Source organism: Streptomyces phaeoluteigriseus (genome assembly GCF_001896135.2).
GTDB lineage: Bacteria > Actinomycetota > Actinomycetes > Streptomycetales > Streptomycetaceae > Streptomyces > Streptomyces phaeoluteigriseus.
The window spans coordinates 228,758-246,791 of record NZ_MPOH02000006.1 but is presented as its reverse complement, the minus strand read 5'-3'; the positions used below and the strand labels follow the sequence as shown (position 1 = coordinate 246,791).

The following is an 18,034-nucleotide window of genomic DNA, read 5'->3' as shown; positions in this document are numbered from 1 at the left end:
CGGGCGCGCCGCCTACTCGGTGGTGATCCCGACGATCGGGCGGCCGTGTCTCGCGGACTGTCTGCGGGCGCTGGCCGCGGCGGCGGACCATCCGCCCGAGGAGGTCGTCGTGGTCGACGACCGCCCGGAGCCGTCCGGGGAACTGCCGCTGGAGGCGGCCGGCGTGCTGCGCGGGCGGGTGCGCACCCTGCGCAGCGGCGGGCGGGGGCCGGCCGCCGGCCCGCAACGCCGGCTGGCGCACGGTCGCCGCGCCCTGGACGGTGTTCCTCGACGACGACGTGCGGGTGCTGCCGAAGTGGTCCCGGCTCCTCGCCGACGACCTCGACGCGGCCGGCCCGGACACGGGCGGCGTCCAGGGACGGCTGACCGTCCCGCTCCCCGAGGACCGCAGGCCGACCGACTGGGAACGCGGCACGGCCGGGCTGGAACGAGCGGCCTGGGCGACCGCCGACATGGCCTACCGGACGGCCGCGCTGGCCGCGGTGGGCGGCTTCGACGAGCGGTTCCGCCGGGCGTTCCGCGAGGACGCCGACCTGGCGCTGCGCGTTCTGGAGGCCGGCTGGACGCTGCGGCGCGGACTGCGCACGACCCGGCACCCGGTGCGGCCTGCCGACCGCTGGGTGTCGGTCCGGGCCCAGCGCGGCAACGCCGACGACGTCCTGATGAACCGGCTGCACGGCCGCGACTGGTGGAGCCGCGCCGAGGCGCCCCGCGGGCGGCTCCCCCGGCACGTCCTGGTGACGTCGGCCGCGCTCACCGCGTCCCTGTGCGCGCTGGCCGCCGGCGGCGGGCGGCCGCCGCGGCCGGGTCCCTGTGGCTGCTGGGCACGGCCGAGTTCGCCGCGGCCCGGATCGTGCCCGGCCCGCGGACCCGCGACGAGGTCGCCACCATGGCGGCCACCAGCGTCCTCATCCCGCCGCTGGCGGTGCACCACTGGCTGGCCGGCCTGGTACGCCATCGGCGGGCGCTGCCGTTGGGGGGCCGTCGGTGAGCCGCCGTACCGCCGACCGCGTGCCGGTCGCCGCCGTCCTCTTCGACCGCGACGGCACCCTCGTCGAGGACGTGCCCTACAACGGCGACCCCGAGCGGGTGCGCCTGCTGCCCGGCGCGAAGCGGGCCCTGGACCTGCTGCGGGCCGAGGGCGTTGCGACGGGCGTGGTCAGCAACCAGTCGGGGATCGGCCGCGGACTGCTCACGGACGCCGACGTCCGCCGGGTCAACGACCGGGTCGACGCCCTGCTCGGCGGTCTGGGCACCTGGGTGTACTGCCCGCACGTGCCCGACGACGGCTGCGGCTGCCGCAAGCCGCGTCCCGGTCTGGTGATCGAGGCGGCCCGCCGGCTGGGCGTCGCTCCCGGGGACTGCCTGGTGATCGGTGACATCGGGGCCGATGTGCTGGCCGCCCGTGCCGCGGGCGCCCGGGGCGTGCTGATCCCGACGGCGGTGACGTTGCCCGAGGAGGTCGAGGCGGCGCCCGCGACCGCCCCCGACCTGCTCACGGCGGTCAACCGGCTGCTGGCGCAGACCCAGGGAGGCCTGCGGTGAAGGCACTGGTCGTACGGCTCGACAGCTTCGGCGACGTCCTGCTCGCCGGGCCCGCCGTCCGCGCGGTCGCGGCCGGCGGCACGCACGTGACGATGCTGTGCGGGCCGCGCGGCGAACCGGCCGCCCGCTTGCTGCCCGGTGTCGACGACGTCCTGGTGTGGTCGGCGCCGTGGGAGGGCGTGGACCCGCCCCCGGTGCGGAAGGCGGACGTCGACGCTCTGGTGCGGCGGCTGCGCGAGGCGGCGTTCGACGTCGCCCTCGTCCTGACCTCGTTCCACCAGAGCCCTCTGCCCACCGCGCTGGTGCTCCGGCTGGCGGGGATCGGCCGGATCGGCGCCGACAGCGTCGACCACCCGGGCAGTCTCCTGGACGTACGGCACCGGCGGCTGCCCGGCCGGCACGAGGCCGAGGCGGCGCTCGACACCGCCGCCGCGCTGGGCTTCCCCCCGCCGCCCGGCGACGACGGGCGGCTGCGTGTCCTGCCGCCGCCGGACACCGTCGCCCTGACCGGCAACGGCCCGTACGTCGTCGTGCACCCCGGTGCCAGCGCGCCCGCCCGCGCCTGGAGTCCCGACCGCTGCGCCGAGGCCGTCGCACTGCTCACCGACGCCGGTCACCGGGTGATCGTCACCGGCGGGCCCGACGAGCGGGACCTGACCCGGCGGGTCAGCGGGGGGACGGCGGTGGACCTCGGCGGCAGGACCGAGCCGCGCACCCTGGCGGGTGTGCTGCGCACCGCCGACGTCGTGGTGTGCGGCAACACCGGCCCCGCGCATCTGGCGGCGGCGGTCGGCACCCCGGTCGTGTCCCTGTTCGCGCCCGTCGTCCCGGCCAAGCGCTGGGGGCCGTACGGCGTGCCGAGCGTGCTGCTCGGTGACCAGCGGGCGCCGTGCGCGGACAGCAGGGCCCGGCACTGTCCGGTGGCCGGGCATCCCTGTCTGGACGAGGTCACCGGCCAGGACGTGGTGCAGGCCGTGCGGAAACTGCTCAAGGAGCACGCATGAACATTCTTGTCTGGCATGTGCACGGCTCATGGCTGACGTCGTTCGTCCAGGGCCCGTACACCTTCCTCGTCCCGGTGACGCCGGACCGCGGGCCGGACGGGCTGGGCCGGGCCAGAACCTGGGACTGGCCGCCCACGGTCCGCGAGGCGGGGCCCGCGGAGCTGCGCGAGGCGGACATCGACCTGATGGTGCTGCAACGTCCGCACGAGCTGGAACTGGCGCACGCGTGGACCGGCCGCCGCCCCGGTGTCGACGTCCCGGCGGTGTACGTCGAGCACAACAGCCCGCACGGGACGGCCGTCGACACCCGCCACCCCCTCGCCGGCCGGACCGACGTGCCGGTCGTGCACGTCACCCACTTCAACCGGCTGATGTGGGACAACGGCCGGGCGCCGACGACGGTGATCGAGCACGGCATCATCGACCCGGGCCCGCTGTGGACCGGCGAGGAGGTCCGCGCCGCGGTCGTCGTCAACGAGCCCGTGCGGCGCGGCCGTACCACCGGGACGGATCTGCTGCCCCGGTTCGCCCGCTGGGCGCCGCTGGACGTCTTCGGCATGCGCACCGAGGGACTCGCCGAGCACCTCGGGCTGCTGCCCGACCGCTGCCGCAGCCGTGACCTGCCGCAGGGCGAACTGCACCCGGCGATGGCCCGCTGCCGCCTCTACCTGCACCCGATCCGCTGGACGTCGCTCGGGCTGTCCCTGCTGGAGGCCATGTTCCTGGGGATGCCCGTGGTGGCACTGGACACCACCGAGGTCCGCGAGGCCGTGCCCGAGGGGGCGGGGGTGGTCTCCAACCGTTTCGACGTGCTGGAGGACGCCGTCCGCCGCCTCGCCGCGGACCCCGCGTACGCCCGCGCGACAGGGGAGGCCGGCCGGGCCGCGGTTTCGGCCCGCTACGGAGAACGGCGTTTCCGCGACGACTGGGAACGCCTGATCAAGGAGGTCACCCGATGAGCCCCAGCCGCCCGACCGCAGGCCGCGTCGCCATGGTCTCCGAGCACGCCAGCCCCCTGGCCGTGCTCGGCGGCCCGGACGCGGGCGGACAGAACGTGTACGTGGCCCAGCTCGCCGGGCAGCTGGCCCGCCGGGGCCACCAGGTCGTCGTGTACACGCGCCGCGACGACCCCCGGCTGCCGGAGCGGGTCACCACACCGGACGGGGTGAAGGTGGTTCATGTGCCCGCCGGGCCTCCGGCCCCCATACCCAAGGACGAACTCCTGCCGTACATACCGGACTTCGGCGCGTGGCTGGCCCAGGAGTGGGCCACCGAGCGACCCGACGTGGTGCACGCGCACTTCTGGATGTCCGGGATGGCCGCGGTGGCCGGGGCGCGCGCCCTGGGGGTGCCGGTGGTGCAGACGTACCACGCGCTCGGCACCGTGAAGAAGCGTCACCAGGGCACCGCCGACACCAGCCCGCCGCAGCGCCTCGCGATCGAGTCGGCGGTGGGACGGGAGTGCCGCGGCATCATCGCCACCTGCGAGGACGAGGTGGCGGAACTGATCGCCATGGGGCTGCCGCGCGACCGTGTCTCCGTCGTCCCCTGCGGGGTCGACCCGGTGCGGTTCGCGCCCGTCGCCGGAGCCCGGCGGTCCCCGTCCGCGCCCCGCCGGCTGCTCTCCGTGGGCCGGCTCGTCCCGCGCAAGGGGTTCGACCGGGCGATCCGCGCCCTGGCCGGCGTCCCCGACGCCGAACTCCTCATCGCCGGCGGACCCGAGCCCGCCCTGCTCGGCGCGGAACCCGAGGCGGAGCGGCTGCGGGTGATCGCCGAGGAGTGCGGGGTGGACGACCGGGTGACGCTCCTCGGCGGGGTGAGCCCCGACCGGATGCCCCAGCTCATGTCCAGCGCCGACCTGGTGCTGTCGCTGCCCCGCTACGAGCCGTTCGGCATCGTTCCCGTCGAGGCCATGGCCTGCCGCGCGCCCGTCGTCGCCACCGCCGTCGGCGGCCAGCTCGACACGGTCGTCGACGACGTCACCGGCGTACTGGTGCCGCCCGACGAGGACCACGATCTCAGCGCGACGATCCGCGGCCTCCTCGACGACCCGGACCGGCTCGCCCGGTACGCGCCGCGGGCCGGCGCCGCGTCCTCGCCCGCTACACCTGGGACCGCGTCGCCGACGGCGTGGCCCAGGTCTACGGCGCCGTCTCCTCCGTCCCCTCGCTCTCGGGAGTCGTCCGATGAAGATCGACACCGACGTCACTCACTGCGACGACCTGATGAAGGCCCTCGAAGGGTTCCGCGAGTACGCCACGCCCGTGGTCAATCGGTGGGGCGCCACCCTCGCCGACCGGCTCGGGTCGGGTTCCCGGCTGCTGGTCGCGGGCAACGGCGGCAGCGCCGCCCAGGCCCAGCACCTCACCGCCGAACTGGTCGGCCGCTACCGCGACGACCGCCCGCCGTTCTCCGCGCTCGCCCTGCACGCCGACACGTCCTCCACCACGGCGATCGCCAACGACTACGGCGTGCAGGAGATCTTCGCCCGGCAGGTCGCCGCCCACGGCAGGGACGCGGACGTGCTGATGCTGCTGTCCACCAGCGGCGCGAGCGAGAACCTGCTCGTCGCGGCCAAGGAGGCCGCCCGTCTCGGCATGACCGTCTGGGCGCTGACCGGCCCGGCACCCAACCCCCTGGAGGGGGCGGCGGACACGGCCCTGTGCGTGGAGGCGGCGACGTCCGCCACGGTGCAGGAGCTGCACCTGGTGGCCGTACACATGCTCTGCGAGTCCTTCGACCGGACCGTGGAACGGCGCCCGGCCGTGGAGCGGCGGCGCCCGCGCGTGGACCGGTGGGCGGATACGGCGGGGAGGGACGGCGTATGAGTGCCCCGGCTCCCTTGCTCGTCGTCGGCGACGCGCTCCTCGACCACGACCTGTGCGGACGGGCCGAGCGGCTGGCGCCGGACGCGCCCGTGCCGGTGGTCAGCGCGGCCCGGCGCACCACCCGGCCGGGCGGGGCGGCCCTCGCGGCCTGGCTCGCCGCGGCCGACGGCAGGCCCGTCACCCTGGTGACCGCGCTCGGCGACGACGAGTCCAGCGCCTGCCTGGTACGGGCGCTGGGCGGCCGCGTGCGGCTGGTGCGGCTGCCGCTGACCGGTGACCTGTCCAGCAAGACCCGGGTCCTCGCCGAGGGCACACCGCTGCTGCGGCTGGACGACGGGGACGGCCGGGCCCGCGAGGCGACCGACGAGGCACGCCGGGCGGTCGCCGAGGCCGGCGCCGTCCTCGTCGCCGACTACGGTCGCGGCACCGCCGAGGTGCTGCGCGAGGAACTGGCGACGGCGGCGGCCCGGGTGCCCGTCGTCTGGGACCCGCATCCGCGCGGGGAGCGGCCGGTACCGGGGGTGCGGCTGGTCACGCCGTCGGCGAGCGAGGCGCGTGGCTTCGCGGGCGACGAGCGGCCCGAGGGCGCGGGCGCCCTCCAGACGGCCGCCCGTGACGCGGACACGCTCGTCCGGGCCTGGCGGGCGGCCTCGGTGGCCGTGACGCTGGGCGGGCGGGGCGCCCTCCTGTCGCACGGCGACACGCCGCTGCTGGTGCCGTCGCCGGTGACGGCCGACGGTGACGCCTGCGGCGCTGGCGACCGATTCGCGGCGACCGCGGCCGGCCTGCTGGCGGACGGCGAACTCACCGAGTCCGCGGTCCGCGGAGCCGTGCACGCCGCGACCCGGTACGTCGCCGAGGGCGGCGCCCGTGCGGTGTCCGCGCCGCCGGTACCGGCGCCCCCGGCGGTCGACGCCGAGCCGACGGACGACGCCCTGCGCACGGCCGCCCGGGTGCGGGCGGCGGGCGGCACCGTCGTGGCCGCCGGTGGCTGCTTCGACCTGCTGCACGCCGGCCATGTCGCCCTGCTCCAGGCGGCCCGCCGTACCGGGGACTGCCTGGTGGTGTGCGTGAACTCGGACGCCTCCGTGCGGCGCCGCAAGGGCGGCGGGCGGCCGCTGGTGCCGGTCGCGGACCGGATCAGGGTCCTGCGCGCGCTGGAGTGCGTGGACGCGGTCGCCGTGTTCGACGAGGACACCCCGGAGCGGCTGCTCGCCGAACTGCGCCCGCACATCTGGGCCAAGGGCGGCGACTACGCCCTGGAGCGGCTGCCGGAGGCCCCCCTGGTGGAGAGCTGGGGCGGGCAGGTCGTCCTCTTCCCCTATCTGGACGGCCGCTCCACGACCGGCATCGCCGAAAGGGCGGCGCTGTCCCCGCGCCCCGCGGGGCTGGCGCCCGGACGGGGGCACCGGTGACCCCTCGGGTTCTGGTGCTGCGCGCGCTGGGCCTGGGCGACCTGCTCGCCGGGGTGCCCGCGCTGCGCGGTGTCCGCCGGGCCTTCCCCGGGCACGAGGTGGTGCTGGCGCTGCCGTCGGCGCTGCGCGAGGCCGCGCTGTCCGGCGGCGCGGTGGACACGGTCCTCCCGGCGCAGGCGCCGGGGCGGGGCGTGCCGACGCTGACGCACTGGACGGGACCGCCGCCGCAGGTCGCGATCGACCTGCACGGCAAGGGCCCGGAGAGCCGGGACGCCCTCGCCGCCCTCTCCCCGGGCCGGCTGCTCGCCTTCGCCCAGCCCGACCCGCCCCCGCCGCGGTGGCGGCCGGACGAGCACGAGCGCGACCGGTGGTGCCGCTTCCTGGCCCACTACGGCATCCCGGCCGACCCCGCCGACGTACGGCTGCCGCCGCCGACCGTGGAATCGCCCGCGCCGGGGGCCGTCGTCGTACACCCCGGAGCGGAGTCGGCGGCCCGTCGCTGGCCCGCCGGGCGCTACGCCACCGTGGCACGGGCGCTGCGCGAGGACGGCCACCGGGTCGTCGTCACCGGCGGTCCCGGGGAGGACGCGCTGGTCCTGGACGTCGCCGGGCGTGCGGGGCTGCCCGAGCGGGACGCGCTGCGCGGCGGACTGCCGTTCGGCGAGCTGTCGGCGCTCGTCGCGGGAGCCACGCTCCTCGTCAGTGGTGACACCGGGCTGGCGCATCTCGCCGTGGCGCACGCGACGCCGTCCGTGACGCTCTTCGGGCCGGTGGCACCGCGGCTGTGGGGCCCGCCGCGTTCGCCGCGTCATCTCGCCCTGTGGAAGCCGGGTCCACCGGGTGACCCGCACGGCGACGTGCCCGACCCCCGGCTGCTGGGCATCGCGGCCGACGAGGCCGCCGCCGCCGCGCGATCACTGGTGCGGCACGGCCGCACCGCTTCGGAGAGGGGAGCGGAGCCGCGTGTCGCCTCAGGCCGCCCGTGACGGCCGGATCACGGTCGCGGTGATCACCCGCGACGGCCGGACAGCCTGCTGCGCACGCTCGACGCGCTGACCGCGCTGCCGGAACGCCCGCCCGTCGTCGTCGTCGACAACGGCTCCGACGACGCGACCCGCGAGGTGGTGCGCGCACACCCGACGGTCGTCCGCCTCATCAGGCCCGGGGCCAACACCGGTGCCGTGGGCCGCAATCTCGCGGTCCGCGAGGCCGCCACCCCGTACGTGGCGTTCAGCGACGACGACTCCTGGTGGGAGCCGGGCAGCCTGCGCCGCGCGGCGGATCTCCTGGACGGGTATCCCCGGCTGGGCCTGGTGGCCGCGCGCACCCTGGTCGGTCCCGACCGGGCCGAGGACCCGATCAACGCCGTACTCGCCGCCTCGCCCCTGCCGTTCGAACCCGACCTGTCGGGGCGTCCTGTGCTGGGCTTCCTGGCGTGCGCCTGCGTGGTGCGCCGTGCCGCCTTCCTCGACGCGGGCGGCTACCACCCGCTGCTCTTCTTCGGAGGTGAGGAGACCCTGCTCGCCTACGACCTGGCGGCCGGCGGCTGGGGCCTCACGTACGAGCCCTCGCTGACGGCCCGGCACGCTCCCGAGCCCGGCGGCCGGGACGCGCGCAGCCATCAGGTGCGGCGCAACGAGGTGCTGACGCTGGTGCTGCGCCGCCCGCTCCCGGTGGCCCTGCGGGCGGGTGCCCGGCTGGCGGCCTCCGCGGTGAGCGGCGCTCCCGGCGCCCGCCGTGCCCTGCGCGAGGTCGCGGTCCGGCTGCCCGCCGCACTCGCCCGGCGCGCCCGCTGCCCACGCGCGTGGAGCGGGCGGCCCGGCTGCTGGACCAGGCGGATCCCGTCACGGCCGGACGGAGACCGGTATGAGCGAACGCACGGAGGACGGCCGCACGCCGGTCGTGGTCATCACCCACGACCGGCGGGACGAACTCCTGCGCACCCTCGCCCGCCTGCGCGAACTGCCCGAACGGCAGCGGGTGATCGTCACCGACAACGCCTCGGGCGACGGTACGGCCGAAGCGGTGCTCCGGGGTTTCCCCGAGGTCCTCCTGCCGGAGCCGGGTACGAATCTCGGCGCGGTCGGCCGCGACCTGGCGGTGCGTCACATGCGCACGCCTTAGGGGGCGTTCCGCGATGACGACACCTGGGGGGAGCCGGGCAGCCTGCGCCGCGCGGCGGACCTGCTCGACGCGGGACGGCGGCCGGCCGCCGTCACCGCCCGGACCCGTCGTGGAGCCGGACGGTACCGAGGACCCCGTCGTCAGGGAACTCCGGGAATCACCGCTGACGGGTCCGGGCGACCTGCCGGGGCCGGGCCTCGGCTCCTTCCTGGCGGCGGCCACCGTCCTGCGCGTCGACGCCTTCCGCGCCGCGGTCGGCTTCCATCCCGGCCTGTGGCTCGGCGGCGAGGAGGAACTCCTGGCCTCCGATCTGCTGCGGCAGGGCTGGTGGCTGAGTCACGTCGAGGAGCTGACCCTCCATCACCAGGCCTCGGTGCCGCGGGACAGTACGGCCCGCCGGATCCTGGGGCTGCGCAACACGCTGTGGTTCACCTGGCTGCGCCGCCCGCTGCCGTCGGCGTTGGGTGTTCTGCCCACCTGGTGCTCACGGTCCCCCGGGACGCGGCCTCGGTCCGCGCCTTCGCGCACGCGGCGGCCGGACCGGCCTGGGTGCTGAGGCAGCGGTCGCCCGTACCGCCGGCGATCGAACAGCGGATCGCCCTGCTGGAACGCGCCCGGCGCTCGTCGCCCGCACGCCAGTACGTCGGATGAGCGTGCGGGCATGCCCGCGCGGACACGGGGCCGGGGGTCGTTGCATACGGTCGCCGGCGCTGGGCATGGTGGACGTCTTCGGTCAGGACGCGGCCGGCTGGTGATCCATCCGTACCGGGAGGCGCCTCTCCTCATGATGTCCGATCAGCCCAGCCGGGCCGGCGAACCGCCCGCCCCGCTGATGATGAAGGCCTCTCCGCTGGACGGCGAGAGCCTGGGGCAGGTGACGTTCCTGCGGGTGCGCGGCACCCTGGACGCCTCCAACGCCGACGACTTCTCCCACGCGCTCGCCTCGCATCTGGCGCACGCGGAGGTCACGGAGACCCACGCCGTGCTCGACATGACGGACATGTATCTGTCGAGCGCCGCCGCCGTGCGCGCCCTCGACCAGGTCACCCGGGGGCTGGCCGCGGCGGGCCGCCCCCTGCCGGTCGTGCAGCCGCGCCCGCATGTGCGGGAGGCGCTGCGGCTGGCGGGGCTGCCGGGCATCAGGCCGCACGCCACCGTGGAGTCGGCCCTGCGGGGCCTCAGGGACGCTCCCGACTCGGGCCCGGTGACGGCCCGGGCCGACCTTCCGCACCCACCGGCGGTCGGCGACCTGCACGCCGAAGTACGCGGGCTGCGGGCCAAGCTGCGCAGTTCCGCGCTGATCGGTGTGGCTCAGGGGATCCTCGTGGAGCGGTACGGGCTGCCTGGGGCGGCCGTCGCCTTCGACCTGCTCAGTGGCGCCTCCCAACACTGCAATGTCCCGGTCCGGGTACTCGCCTCGGCGCTGGTGACCACTCCCCCGCCGGGCCGGTCGCCCGCCTGGTCGGAGCATCCGCCCGTGCCCACGGCGCCGTTCCTCAGACGCGCCGACGTCTCACCCGTGGAGCGGCGCCGGGTGCTGGACGCCGCGGCCCTGGAGGCGCTGGCGGTGACCGGGGCCCGTTCCGTGGACCTGCTGTGTGTGCAGGAGGCGCAGGACACCCTGGTGCTGGAGGCACGGTGCAACCTGGGCGAGGCCTTCGCCGACGAGTTCGCGGAGGTGTCGCACGTCCGGGCGCCGTGCACGGTCGCCCACTCGACGCTGCGCCGGGTGGTGGTGGAGAGCGTGGCCACCGACCCGGTCCTGGCCGGTCCGCGGATGCGCGAGGTGCTGCTGGCCGAGGGGACGCGCTCCCTGTACTGCGCGCCACTGATCGGCGAGGCGGGCACCAGTGTCGGGGTGGTCTCCGCGCACTGGCCGGCGGCGGGGCGGTGGCTGTCCGGCCCCCAGGAGCGGGCCCTGGAGACGCTGGCCCGTGATGTGGCGACCTGGCACGAGTGGTACCGGCGCAGCGTCGTGGCCGACGCCCTCGACCACCTCCACCGCAGGGCCCGCCCGTGAACCGGGTGACATGTCGTCAGGTGGGTTCCACCAGGCCCGCGATGTGGGCGGTGACCGTGTCGAGGATGTCGGTCCAGACGGTCGCGTCGCCGAGCACCAGGTAGTTGAGGGTCAGGCCGTCGGTCATGGCGGCCAGATAGCGGGCCAGGACGGGGACGGGCACCCGCAGCCGGAAGCCCATGCTCGCGCGCAGGTGCTCGATGAGATCGGCGTAGGTGTCGGCGTACAGCTCGTACTGGCGTCGCGCGAGATGCTCGAACCCGGGCCGGCGCAGCGCGTACTGGGTCAGTTCGTAGGTGAGCATGTGTTCGTCGGGCTGGGCGCGGACGTGGTCCCAGTACGCCTGGAAGCCGGCCCGGACGGTGTCCTCCAGCGTCGCCCGCGGGCGCAGGGCCTCCCGGACGACGGTCACGGAGTGGTCGGTGATCGTCGTGATGACGGACTCGACAAGGGCCTGCTTGGAGTCGAAGCAGTAGTGGAAGACGCTCAGGGACACACCCGCCTCGGTGGCGATGGACCGGGTCGTCGTCCCGGCGACGCCGTCGCGGGTCATCGCCCGGATCGCCGCCTCCGTCAGCTGCCGGCGCCGTTGTGCCGACGGCATCCGTGCCATGTGCGTGTCCTTCGTGCTCGTGGCGGCCCGCCCGCGGTGGGGCGGGCGGGCCGGTGGGACGGGGTCAGCCGCTGTGCACGCCGACCTCGCGCAGCGAGTACCCCCACTCCGTGCCGCGCTCCACACCCTGGACGCGGACGTAGCGGGCGGGGGTGCCGGTGAAGCGGGCCGTGTCCAGGCCGCCGTCCCCGGTGGTCGTGGACCAGGCCGTCCGCCAGTTCTGACCGTCGGCGGAGAGTTGGATCCGGTACGACTTCCCGTACGCGCGTTCCCAGTCGAGGGTGACGCGTCCGACCAGGTTCGTGGCGCCGAGGTCGATCCGCAGCCACTGGTCGTCGCTCCAGTCGCCGGCCCAGCGGGTGGCGAGGTCGCCGTCCACGGCGCGGCCCGCGGCGTAGCTCGTGAAGGGGTTCCACTCCTGCGAACTGGCCGAGGCCGCGGCACCCTCGGCGAGGTTGACGCCGGCCCGGTGGGTCTCGGTGCCGCCCCAGGTGTCGAGGTAGGACTCGGCGCCCCGGAAGAGGTCGTCGACCACGTCCTGGCCGCCGACGAGCCGGATGTCCTCGATCCAGTCCGGGACGAGGCCGTAGTGGGCGGCTCCGTCGGTGTTCAGGTCCCAGGTGCGCTCGCCGGTCGTCTGCCTGTCGATGAGGGACCCGCCGTCGACGCTGCGGAAGGGGTACGTCACCGGGTTGGCGGTGCCGGTGCCGCGCGGGGCCGGCCAGCCGCCGACGCCGTTCATGTCGGTGCCGAAGCCGTAGCCCACGCCGTACTTGTCGCGCAGGGCGTCCGTGCGCTTCGCCTCGGCGCTGAATCCTTCGGAGCCGTTCATGTACTGGGCGACGAAGCCGCCGAGACCGTAGACCCGCTCGGTCCAGTTGAGGTCCATCCAGCTGTGCGAGGAGAGCACGCCGGGGTAGGAGGCGGACTCGAAGATGTCGAGGACGCGGCCGGTGGCCTTGACGCTCATGTGGTCGATCTCGAGCATCATCCTGCGTTGCATCATGCCGCGCACGGCGTACTCGCCGAGGTCGCTGAGCCCACGGACGTTGCACTGGGCGTTCTCGTCGTAGCCGGGTACCTCCACGCCCGCGGGCAGGTCCTTCTCGGCCGCGGAGGCCGCGGTGCCGATGGGGTTGTCGTGCTGCGGGCCGGTGCACTTCTCCGTCTTCCAGAAGGTGCCCGTGGACAGGAACTGCCCGACGTTGATGGCCGTTCCGAGGCCGCCCTCGTCGAAGCGGACGCCGCACAGCGCGTTGTCGAACTTGTGGCACAGGAACATGCTGCGCACGCCGAGCGAGTACAGCTCGTCGAGGCCCTTGTCGATGTCCTCCCTGCTGCACTGCGCGATGTCGAGGACCTGCTTGCAGCCGAACGGCTCCGAGGTCTCGACGCCGAGGATCACGGCGAGTTTGCCCTGCGTGATCACCTGGCGGGCCTGAGCGCTGTCGGTGACGATCCGGAACCAGCCCTTGCCGGTGCCGCCGTACATCTTGTCGACGTAGGCCTGGAGGTCGTACGTCAGCTTCGCCTGGAGGCGGATCGACGTCATCTCGTCGCAGCCCCGGTCCTTGAAGAAGTACACCGAGCAGATCACGCCGTTGGTGACGAGGTCGTTGACCAGCACCCGCTGGCCGCCGCGCCAGGCGCGCTCCACCCAGGCGTAGTAGTTCTGCTGGTGGGTCAGCGAGTCGTGGGCGGGCCAGTCCTTGAAGGTGGGCCAGCCGACCGGGTCGTGCCTGCCGTCGCCGCCCCTGGTGATGTAGTCGAAGACCGCGAGGGAGCCGTCGGGGTAGTGCTCGGGACAGTCCTTGAGCGCGTCGGCGACGCCCGCCTCGGAGAACACCTTGCCGCAGATGAGCCGGCCGCCGAAGGCCTCGTTGGCGAAGAGGTGGTCGTGCGCGTCGACGAAGCCGCGCACCTCCCCCTGGGCGTTCGTACCGGTGAACGGCTCGCCGGTGACGTTGATCCGGGAGTCGGGCGCGGGCCGGGCGGTCGGGTTCCACCAGTCGGCGCCGGCGGCCGAACTCGGCGTCGGGCCGAAGGTCATGGAGAGCACGAGCAGGAGCAATGACACGACGGTGATCTGCCGGTGTCTGCGGTACGGGCGTCCAGCGATGGTCACTGCCCACGTCCCTCGGTCGGCGGGAGCGCGCGGTCGACGAGCCGGGACGCCGGGGATCCGTGGGCGCCCACGACCCACACGGAATTGTCATGACCGCGCAAGATATGCGACGAGGATCGCTACTGGCGGGTTACGAGTCAAGGGTCCGGGACGATCGACCTGATGGAGCACGGCAATTGGCGCGGGTGCGCGCGCTCGGGGGCCGCAGACGAGGACCTCCGGGCCGGCTACGGTGCCTCTCTCCGCGGACTGCGGGCCGCTGAGGCGTGTGTGTCGGAAGTGGCGTCGTCTGTCCGAAGGGCGGGCCGGGTTGCGTCTGGTGCGCGCAACCGCGAGGCGGAGGGCCGTCCCGATACCGGGTGTATCGCCATGAGTCCGCCAAAGCGGCTGAGGGTGTGCGTGTCCGGCGTCGCCCGGCGGACGGGACCTTCCCGACACCTAGGCCGGTCGCCGGGGCGCGGGCCGGGCGCGCAACACCAGGACGTCCGTGCGGAGTTCGTGGCCCGGGAGGTCCAGCCCCGCCCACAGCGCGGCGGCGGCAAGGAGGTTGAGCGAGCCGTGCGGGGCGCACTCGACGTCGGTGGCGATCCGGGGAAGGCCGGGCAGGCGCTCGGCGAGGGCGCGGGCCGCGGCCTCGGCGTCGGCCGCGTGCGGGTCACCGGCCGTGGGCACGGGCTTGCCGCGCCGGAGACCAACGCCTCGGCCAGGAGGAGCCGGGGGCCGTGCGGTGCGGCCCACCGGTCCGGCCGGGTGGTCGCCCTGACACCGGGGACCGTCCCGGCCAGCCTGGCCAGCAGCCATCCGGCCTGCGCGATTCCCGTGGCCAGGGCCCCGGCGCCGGCGCCCGCCGACCACGCCCGGTTCCCCTCACCGGTCCGAGCCCGGCCCAGCGCCGCCCACCCGTCGGCCCGGTCGGCCCCCGGGACCGGCACCGACATCGGCGCCTCCAGCACCAGCGCCGCCCGGCCGCCCGCGGCCAGACGCTCGGCCAGGGCCCGCACCGCCGTCTCCGGGTCGCTCCCCTGTCCGGCGAGCGTCGGCACCGGAGCGTCGATCGCCGCCCAGGCGAACCGGCCCCGCGCCACCGAACCGATGTCGACTCCGACCACCCGCGCTTCCACGCCTCCAGTCCAGCACAGGAGTTGTCGTGCCGGACACCGGACCCGGCCCACGCCCGCGGCGTCACGGCACGTCACACTCACGTCACACGCCACTCACCCGCACCTCACGCGCCCGCCGCGCGCGACGCGGGCCCCACGGAACCGTGTCGTTCGAAGAGGTGAACTGGTGTGCACGGCGTGACTGTTGGGACGTACGTTGTGCGGTGGAACCTGCACACCTCGGCTGAAAGACGGACGCCACCCATGAGCGACTCAGCGACGACGCCCGGATCGTCGGTGCACCAGAAGATCGACACTTCGGTGCCGCACTCGGCCCGGATCTGGAACTACTGGCTCGGCGGGAAGGACAACTACCCCGTCGACGAGGAGGCCGGCGACGCCTACACCGCCGTCTTCCCCGGCATCGTCACCATCGCCCGCAGCAGCCGGGCCTTCCTGCGCCGCAACATCACCTACCTGGTGTCCGAGGCGGGCATCCGGCAGTTCCTGGACATCGGCACCGGCCTGCCGACCGCCGAGAACACCCACGAGGTCGCCCAGGGGATCGCGCCGGAGGCCCGGATCGTCTACGTCGACAACGACCCGATGGTCCTGGCGCACGCCCGCGCGCTGCTCTACTCCACCCCCGAGGGCGCGACCGCCTACATCGACGCCAACGTCCTCGACGCGGACCGCATCCTGGCGGCGGCCGCCGAGACGCTGGACCTCAGCCGGCCCACCGCCCTCATCCTGAGCAACATCCTGGGGCACGTCTCCGACTACGAGCAGGGCCGTGAGCTGGTGACCCGGCTCATGGGAGCCCTGCCGTCGGGCAGTTACCTCTCGATCAACGACGGCTCCCGGGGCATCGACCCCGTCTTCGAGGCGGCCCAGGACGCCTACAACGCCAGCGGCGCCGTCCCGTACAACCTGCGCACGGTCGAGGAGATCACCGCGTTCTTCGACGGGCTGGAGCTGATCGAGCCCGGTGTCGTCTCCGTGCCCCTGTGGCGTCCGGACCCCTCCGCGTCCACCCCGGAGATCATCGCCGAGCACGGAGGCCTCGCCCGCAAGCCGTGACCCGGTACGGTCCCGGCGGTAGGGAACCCGGAGGGGGGTGGGAGCGTCTTCCTCCGGGGCGGGCGGCCGGGGCCCTTCCCCGCCCGTCGGCGGCGGGAAGCGGGAACCGACGGGAAGCGGGAACCGCCGGGGGACGCGACGTCGGCGGGGACGGGAAGCCGGCGGGGACGGCAAGTCGGCGGGGACGGGCAAACATCATGAACGGGGAAGCATCATGAGCGACAAGGCACGCAAGCTGTTCGAGGCACTCGACCTCGACGCGAACGGGACGCTGACCCGCGAAGAGGTGATCACCGCGCTGCGGACGAAGGGGCCCACCCTGGTCGCCTCGGGGGACCTGCCGGTCTGGGCTCTGGGTGACGCCGACGCCGCCTCCGCGCTGTTCGACGCGGCCGACCAGAACGGGGACGCGGTGCTGACCCTGGAGGAGTTCACGGCGGTCGTGGACCGCCGCTTCGGCTGGGCCTGAGGCCGGGGGGACACCTCGCTGCGCGCCTCGGTCCGCACCTCGCTGGGCACCTTTGCCCCCACCTCGCTCGGCGCCTCGCTCACGTGGTCGGGGCCGCCCGCTGGTGCGACGCTGGACGTGACAGCTGTCCGAGGACAGACCCGGACCCCCGGGAGGCCCCATGGGGCGGGACGTCCCGGCGATGGTCTTCACCCGCGAGGACCGGCGCCGGTACCGGATCAAGATGCAGGAGTGCCTCGACGCGTTCGCCCTCATGCTGCGCGAGGCACGGTTCGCGTCCGAGGAGCCACGGGTCGGGCTGGAGATCGAGCTGAACCTGGTCGACGAGGCCGCCGAGCCGGCCATGCGCAACAGCGACGTGCTGGAGGCGATCGCCGACCCGGCCTGGGACACCGAGCTGGGCCGGTTCAACCTCGAGATCAACGTGCCGCCCCGCCGGCTGACGGAGGGCGGCCCCGACGCGTGGGAGTCCGAGATCCGCGCCGCCCTCAACCACGCCGACGAGCGGGCCAGATCGGTCGGCGCGCAGCTGATCATGGTCGGCATCCTGCCCACGCTGCGGCAGGAGCACATCGGCGAGTCGGCACTGTCGGAGAACCCTCGCTACCGGCTGCTCAACGACCAGGTCTTCGCGGCCCGGGGCGAGGACCTGCGGATCGAGGTGGACGGCGTCGACCGGCTGCGCACCTACGCGGACACGATCACCCCGGAGGCCGCGTGCACCAGCACGCAGTTCCATCTCCAGGTCTCCCCGGAGGAGTTCCCCGCGTACTGGAACGCGGCCCAGGCCATCGCCGGGGTGCAGGTCGGGCTGGCGGCCAACGCGCCGTTCCTGTTCGGCAGGGAACTGTGGCACGAGACGCGTATCCCGCTGTTCGAGCAGGCCACCGACACCCGGCCGCAGGAGATCAAGGTGCAGGGGGTACGGCCCCGGGTGTGGTTCGGGGAGCGGTGGATCACCAGCGTCTTCGACCTGTTCGAGGAGAACCTGCGCTACTTCCCCGCGCTCCTGCCCCTGTGCGACGAGCAGGACCCGACGGAGACACTGGAGCGTGGTGACATCCCCGAGTTGGCCGAGCTGACCCTGCACAACGGCACCATCTACCGCTGGAACCGCCCGGTCTACGCCGTCGCCGACGGCACACCGCACGTCAGGGTGGAGAACCGGGTGCTGCCGGCCGGCCCCACCGTCGCCGACACCCTGGCCAACGGCGCGTTCTACTACGGCCTCACCCGCGCCCTGGTGGACGAGGAGCGGCCGGTGTGGTCGCGGATGTCCTTCGCCGCCGCCGAGGACAACCTGCACGTGGCGGCGCGGCACGGCATCGAGGCCCGCCTGTACTGGCCGGGGATGGGCGAGGTGCCGGTGTCCGAGCTGGCCCTGCGGCGTCTGCTGCCGCTGGCGCACCGCGGCCTGGAGCTGTCCGGGATGGACACGGCCTGGCGGGAGCCCCTGCTCGGCATCATCGAGCAGCGCTGTGTCACCGCCCGCAACGGCGCGCTCTGGCAGAAGGAGATGTTTCACCGCCTCGCCGCCGGCCCCGGTGCCGACCGCCACGAGGCCCTGAGGCGGATGACTCGGCAGTACATCGACTACATGCATCTCAACGCCCCCGCACACACCTGGCCGGTCGACTGACGTGGGGGGCGGTTCCGGGCCGGAACGATCACCACAAAAGCGCCCCCAGCGCGCGGGCGTGACGAAGCACGT

General features: G+C 74.6%; 13 protein-coding genes and 4 pseudogenes. 14 read left to right on the top strand and 3 right to left on the bottom strand.

Annotated elements, in window-relative coordinates:
* Positions 1-19: 19 nt before the first annotated feature.
* The 11 genes and pseudogenes from BM536_RS06660 (at position 20) to BM536_RS06610 (ending at position 10,936) form a co-directional block, all read left to right on the top strand.
* Positions 20-991: pseudogene (locus BM536_RS06660) on the top strand (glycosyltransferase family 2 protein).
* The gene (locus BM536_RS06655) at positions 988-1,545 is read left to right on the top strand and encodes a D-glycero-alpha-D-manno-heptose-1,7-bisphosphate 7-phosphatase (RefSeq protein ID WP_211362836.1); all 558 of its coding nucleotides are present in this window, start codon (positions 988-990) and stop codon (positions 1,543-1,545) included. Before BM536_RS06660 ends, BM536_RS06655 begins: the two are co-directional and overlap by 4 nt.
* Entirely contained in the window at positions 1,542-2,549 is a 1,008-nt protein-coding gene (locus BM536_RS06650; RefSeq protein WP_094102662.1) for a glycosyltransferase family 9 protein, read from the top strand. The genes BM536_RS06655 and BM536_RS06650 overlap by 4 nt, the downstream gene beginning before the upstream one ends.
* Positions 2,546-3,508, top strand: coding sequence for a glycosyltransferase (locus BM536_RS06645; protein ID WP_094102661.1), 963 nt, complete (start codon positions 2,546-2,548; stop codon positions 3,506-3,508). Before BM536_RS06650 ends, BM536_RS06645 begins: the two co-directional genes overlap by 4 nt.
* Positions 3,505-4,739 (top strand): annotated as a pseudogene (locus BM536_RS06640) (glycosyltransferase). Before BM536_RS06645 ends, BM536_RS06640 begins: the two are co-directional and overlap by 4 nt.
* Positions 4,736-5,377 carry a D-sedoheptulose-7-phosphate isomerase gene (locus BM536_RS06635; RefSeq protein WP_094102660.1) on the top strand — a complete coding sequence of 214 codons (642 nt, stop codon included), beginning with the start codon at positions 4,736-4,738 and terminating at the stop codon, positions 5,375-5,377. Before BM536_RS06640 ends, BM536_RS06635 begins: the two are co-directional and overlap by 4 nt.
* Complete coding sequence (rfaE2, locus tag BM536_RS06630) at positions 5,374-6,792, top strand: D-glycero-beta-D-manno-heptose 1-phosphate adenylyltransferase (RefSeq protein WP_094102659.1); 1,419 nt, start codon at positions 5,374-5,376, stop codon at positions 6,790-6,792. The genes BM536_RS06635 and rfaE2 overlap by 4 nt, the downstream gene beginning before the upstream one ends.
* Positions 6,789-7,778 carry a glycosyltransferase family 9 protein gene (locus tag BM536_RS06625; protein WP_094102658.1) on the top strand — a complete coding sequence of 330 codons (990 nt, stop codon included), beginning with the start codon at positions 6,789-6,791 and terminating at the stop codon, positions 7,776-7,778. The genes rfaE2 and BM536_RS06625 overlap by 4 nt, the downstream gene beginning before the upstream one ends.
* Positions 7,756-8,662, top strand: a pseudogene (locus BM536_RS06620) (glycosyltransferase family 2 protein). The gene BM536_RS06625 and the pseudogene BM536_RS06620 overlap by 23 nt, the downstream one beginning before the upstream one ends.
* Positions 8,659-9,567, top strand: a pseudogene (locus tag BM536_RS06615) (glycosyltransferase family 2 protein). The pseudogenes BM536_RS06620 and BM536_RS06615 overlap by 4 nt, the downstream one beginning before the upstream one ends.
* A gap of 133 nt (positions 9,568-9,700) precedes the next feature.
* Positions 9,701-10,936, top strand: a complete 1,236-nt coding sequence (locus BM536_RS06610) for an ANTAR domain-containing protein (RefSeq protein ID WP_143650819.1) — start codon at positions 9,701-9,703, stop codon at positions 10,934-10,936.
* 16 nt (positions 10,937-10,952) lie between these two features.
* On the opposite strand, the gene BM536_RS06605 is transcribed toward BM536_RS06610, so the two are convergent.
* The 3 genes from BM536_RS06605 to BM536_RS06595 form a co-directional block, all read right to left on the bottom strand.
* On the bottom strand, positions 10,953-11,549 hold the full coding sequence (locus BM536_RS06605) for a TetR/AcrR family transcriptional regulator (RefSeq protein WP_073496990.1): 597 nt from the start codon (positions 11,547-11,549) through the stop codon (positions 10,953-10,955).
* A 64-nt stretch (positions 11,550-11,613) separates the two neighbouring features.
* Positions 11,614-13,674, bottom strand: coding sequence for a galactose-binding domain-containing protein (locus BM536_RS06600; RefSeq protein WP_073496988.1), 2,061 nt, complete (start codon positions 13,672-13,674; stop codon positions 11,614-11,616).
* A gap of 438 nt (positions 13,675-14,112) precedes the next feature.
* The gene (locus BM536_RS06595; RefSeq protein WP_094102656.1) at positions 14,113-14,346 is read right to left on the bottom strand and encodes a hypothetical protein; all 234 of its coding nucleotides are present in this window, start codon (positions 14,344-14,346) and stop codon (positions 14,113-14,115) included.
* A gap of 692 nt (positions 14,347-15,038) precedes the next feature.
* On the opposite strand from BM536_RS06595, the gene BM536_RS06590 reads away from it, so the two are divergent.
* From BM536_RS06590 to BM536_RS06580, 3 genes are all read left to right on the top strand, one after another.
* Complete coding sequence (locus tag BM536_RS06590; protein ID WP_073491780.1) at positions 15,039-15,854, top strand: SAM-dependent methyltransferase; 816 nt, start codon at positions 15,039-15,041, stop codon at positions 15,852-15,854.
* A gap of 214 nt (positions 15,855-16,068) precedes the next feature.
* Positions 16,069-16,323 carry an EF-hand domain-containing protein gene (locus BM536_RS06585; protein ID WP_073491779.1) on the top strand — a complete coding sequence of 85 codons (255 nt, stop codon included), beginning with the start codon at positions 16,069-16,071 and terminating at the stop codon, positions 16,321-16,323.
* A 160-nt stretch (positions 16,324-16,483) separates the two neighbouring features.
* Complete coding sequence (locus tag BM536_RS06580; RefSeq protein WP_073491778.1) at positions 16,484-17,962, top strand: glutamate-cysteine ligase family protein; 1,479 nt, start codon at positions 16,484-16,486, stop codon at positions 17,960-17,962.
* The last annotated feature ends 72 nt before the right edge of the window (positions 17,963-18,034 follow it).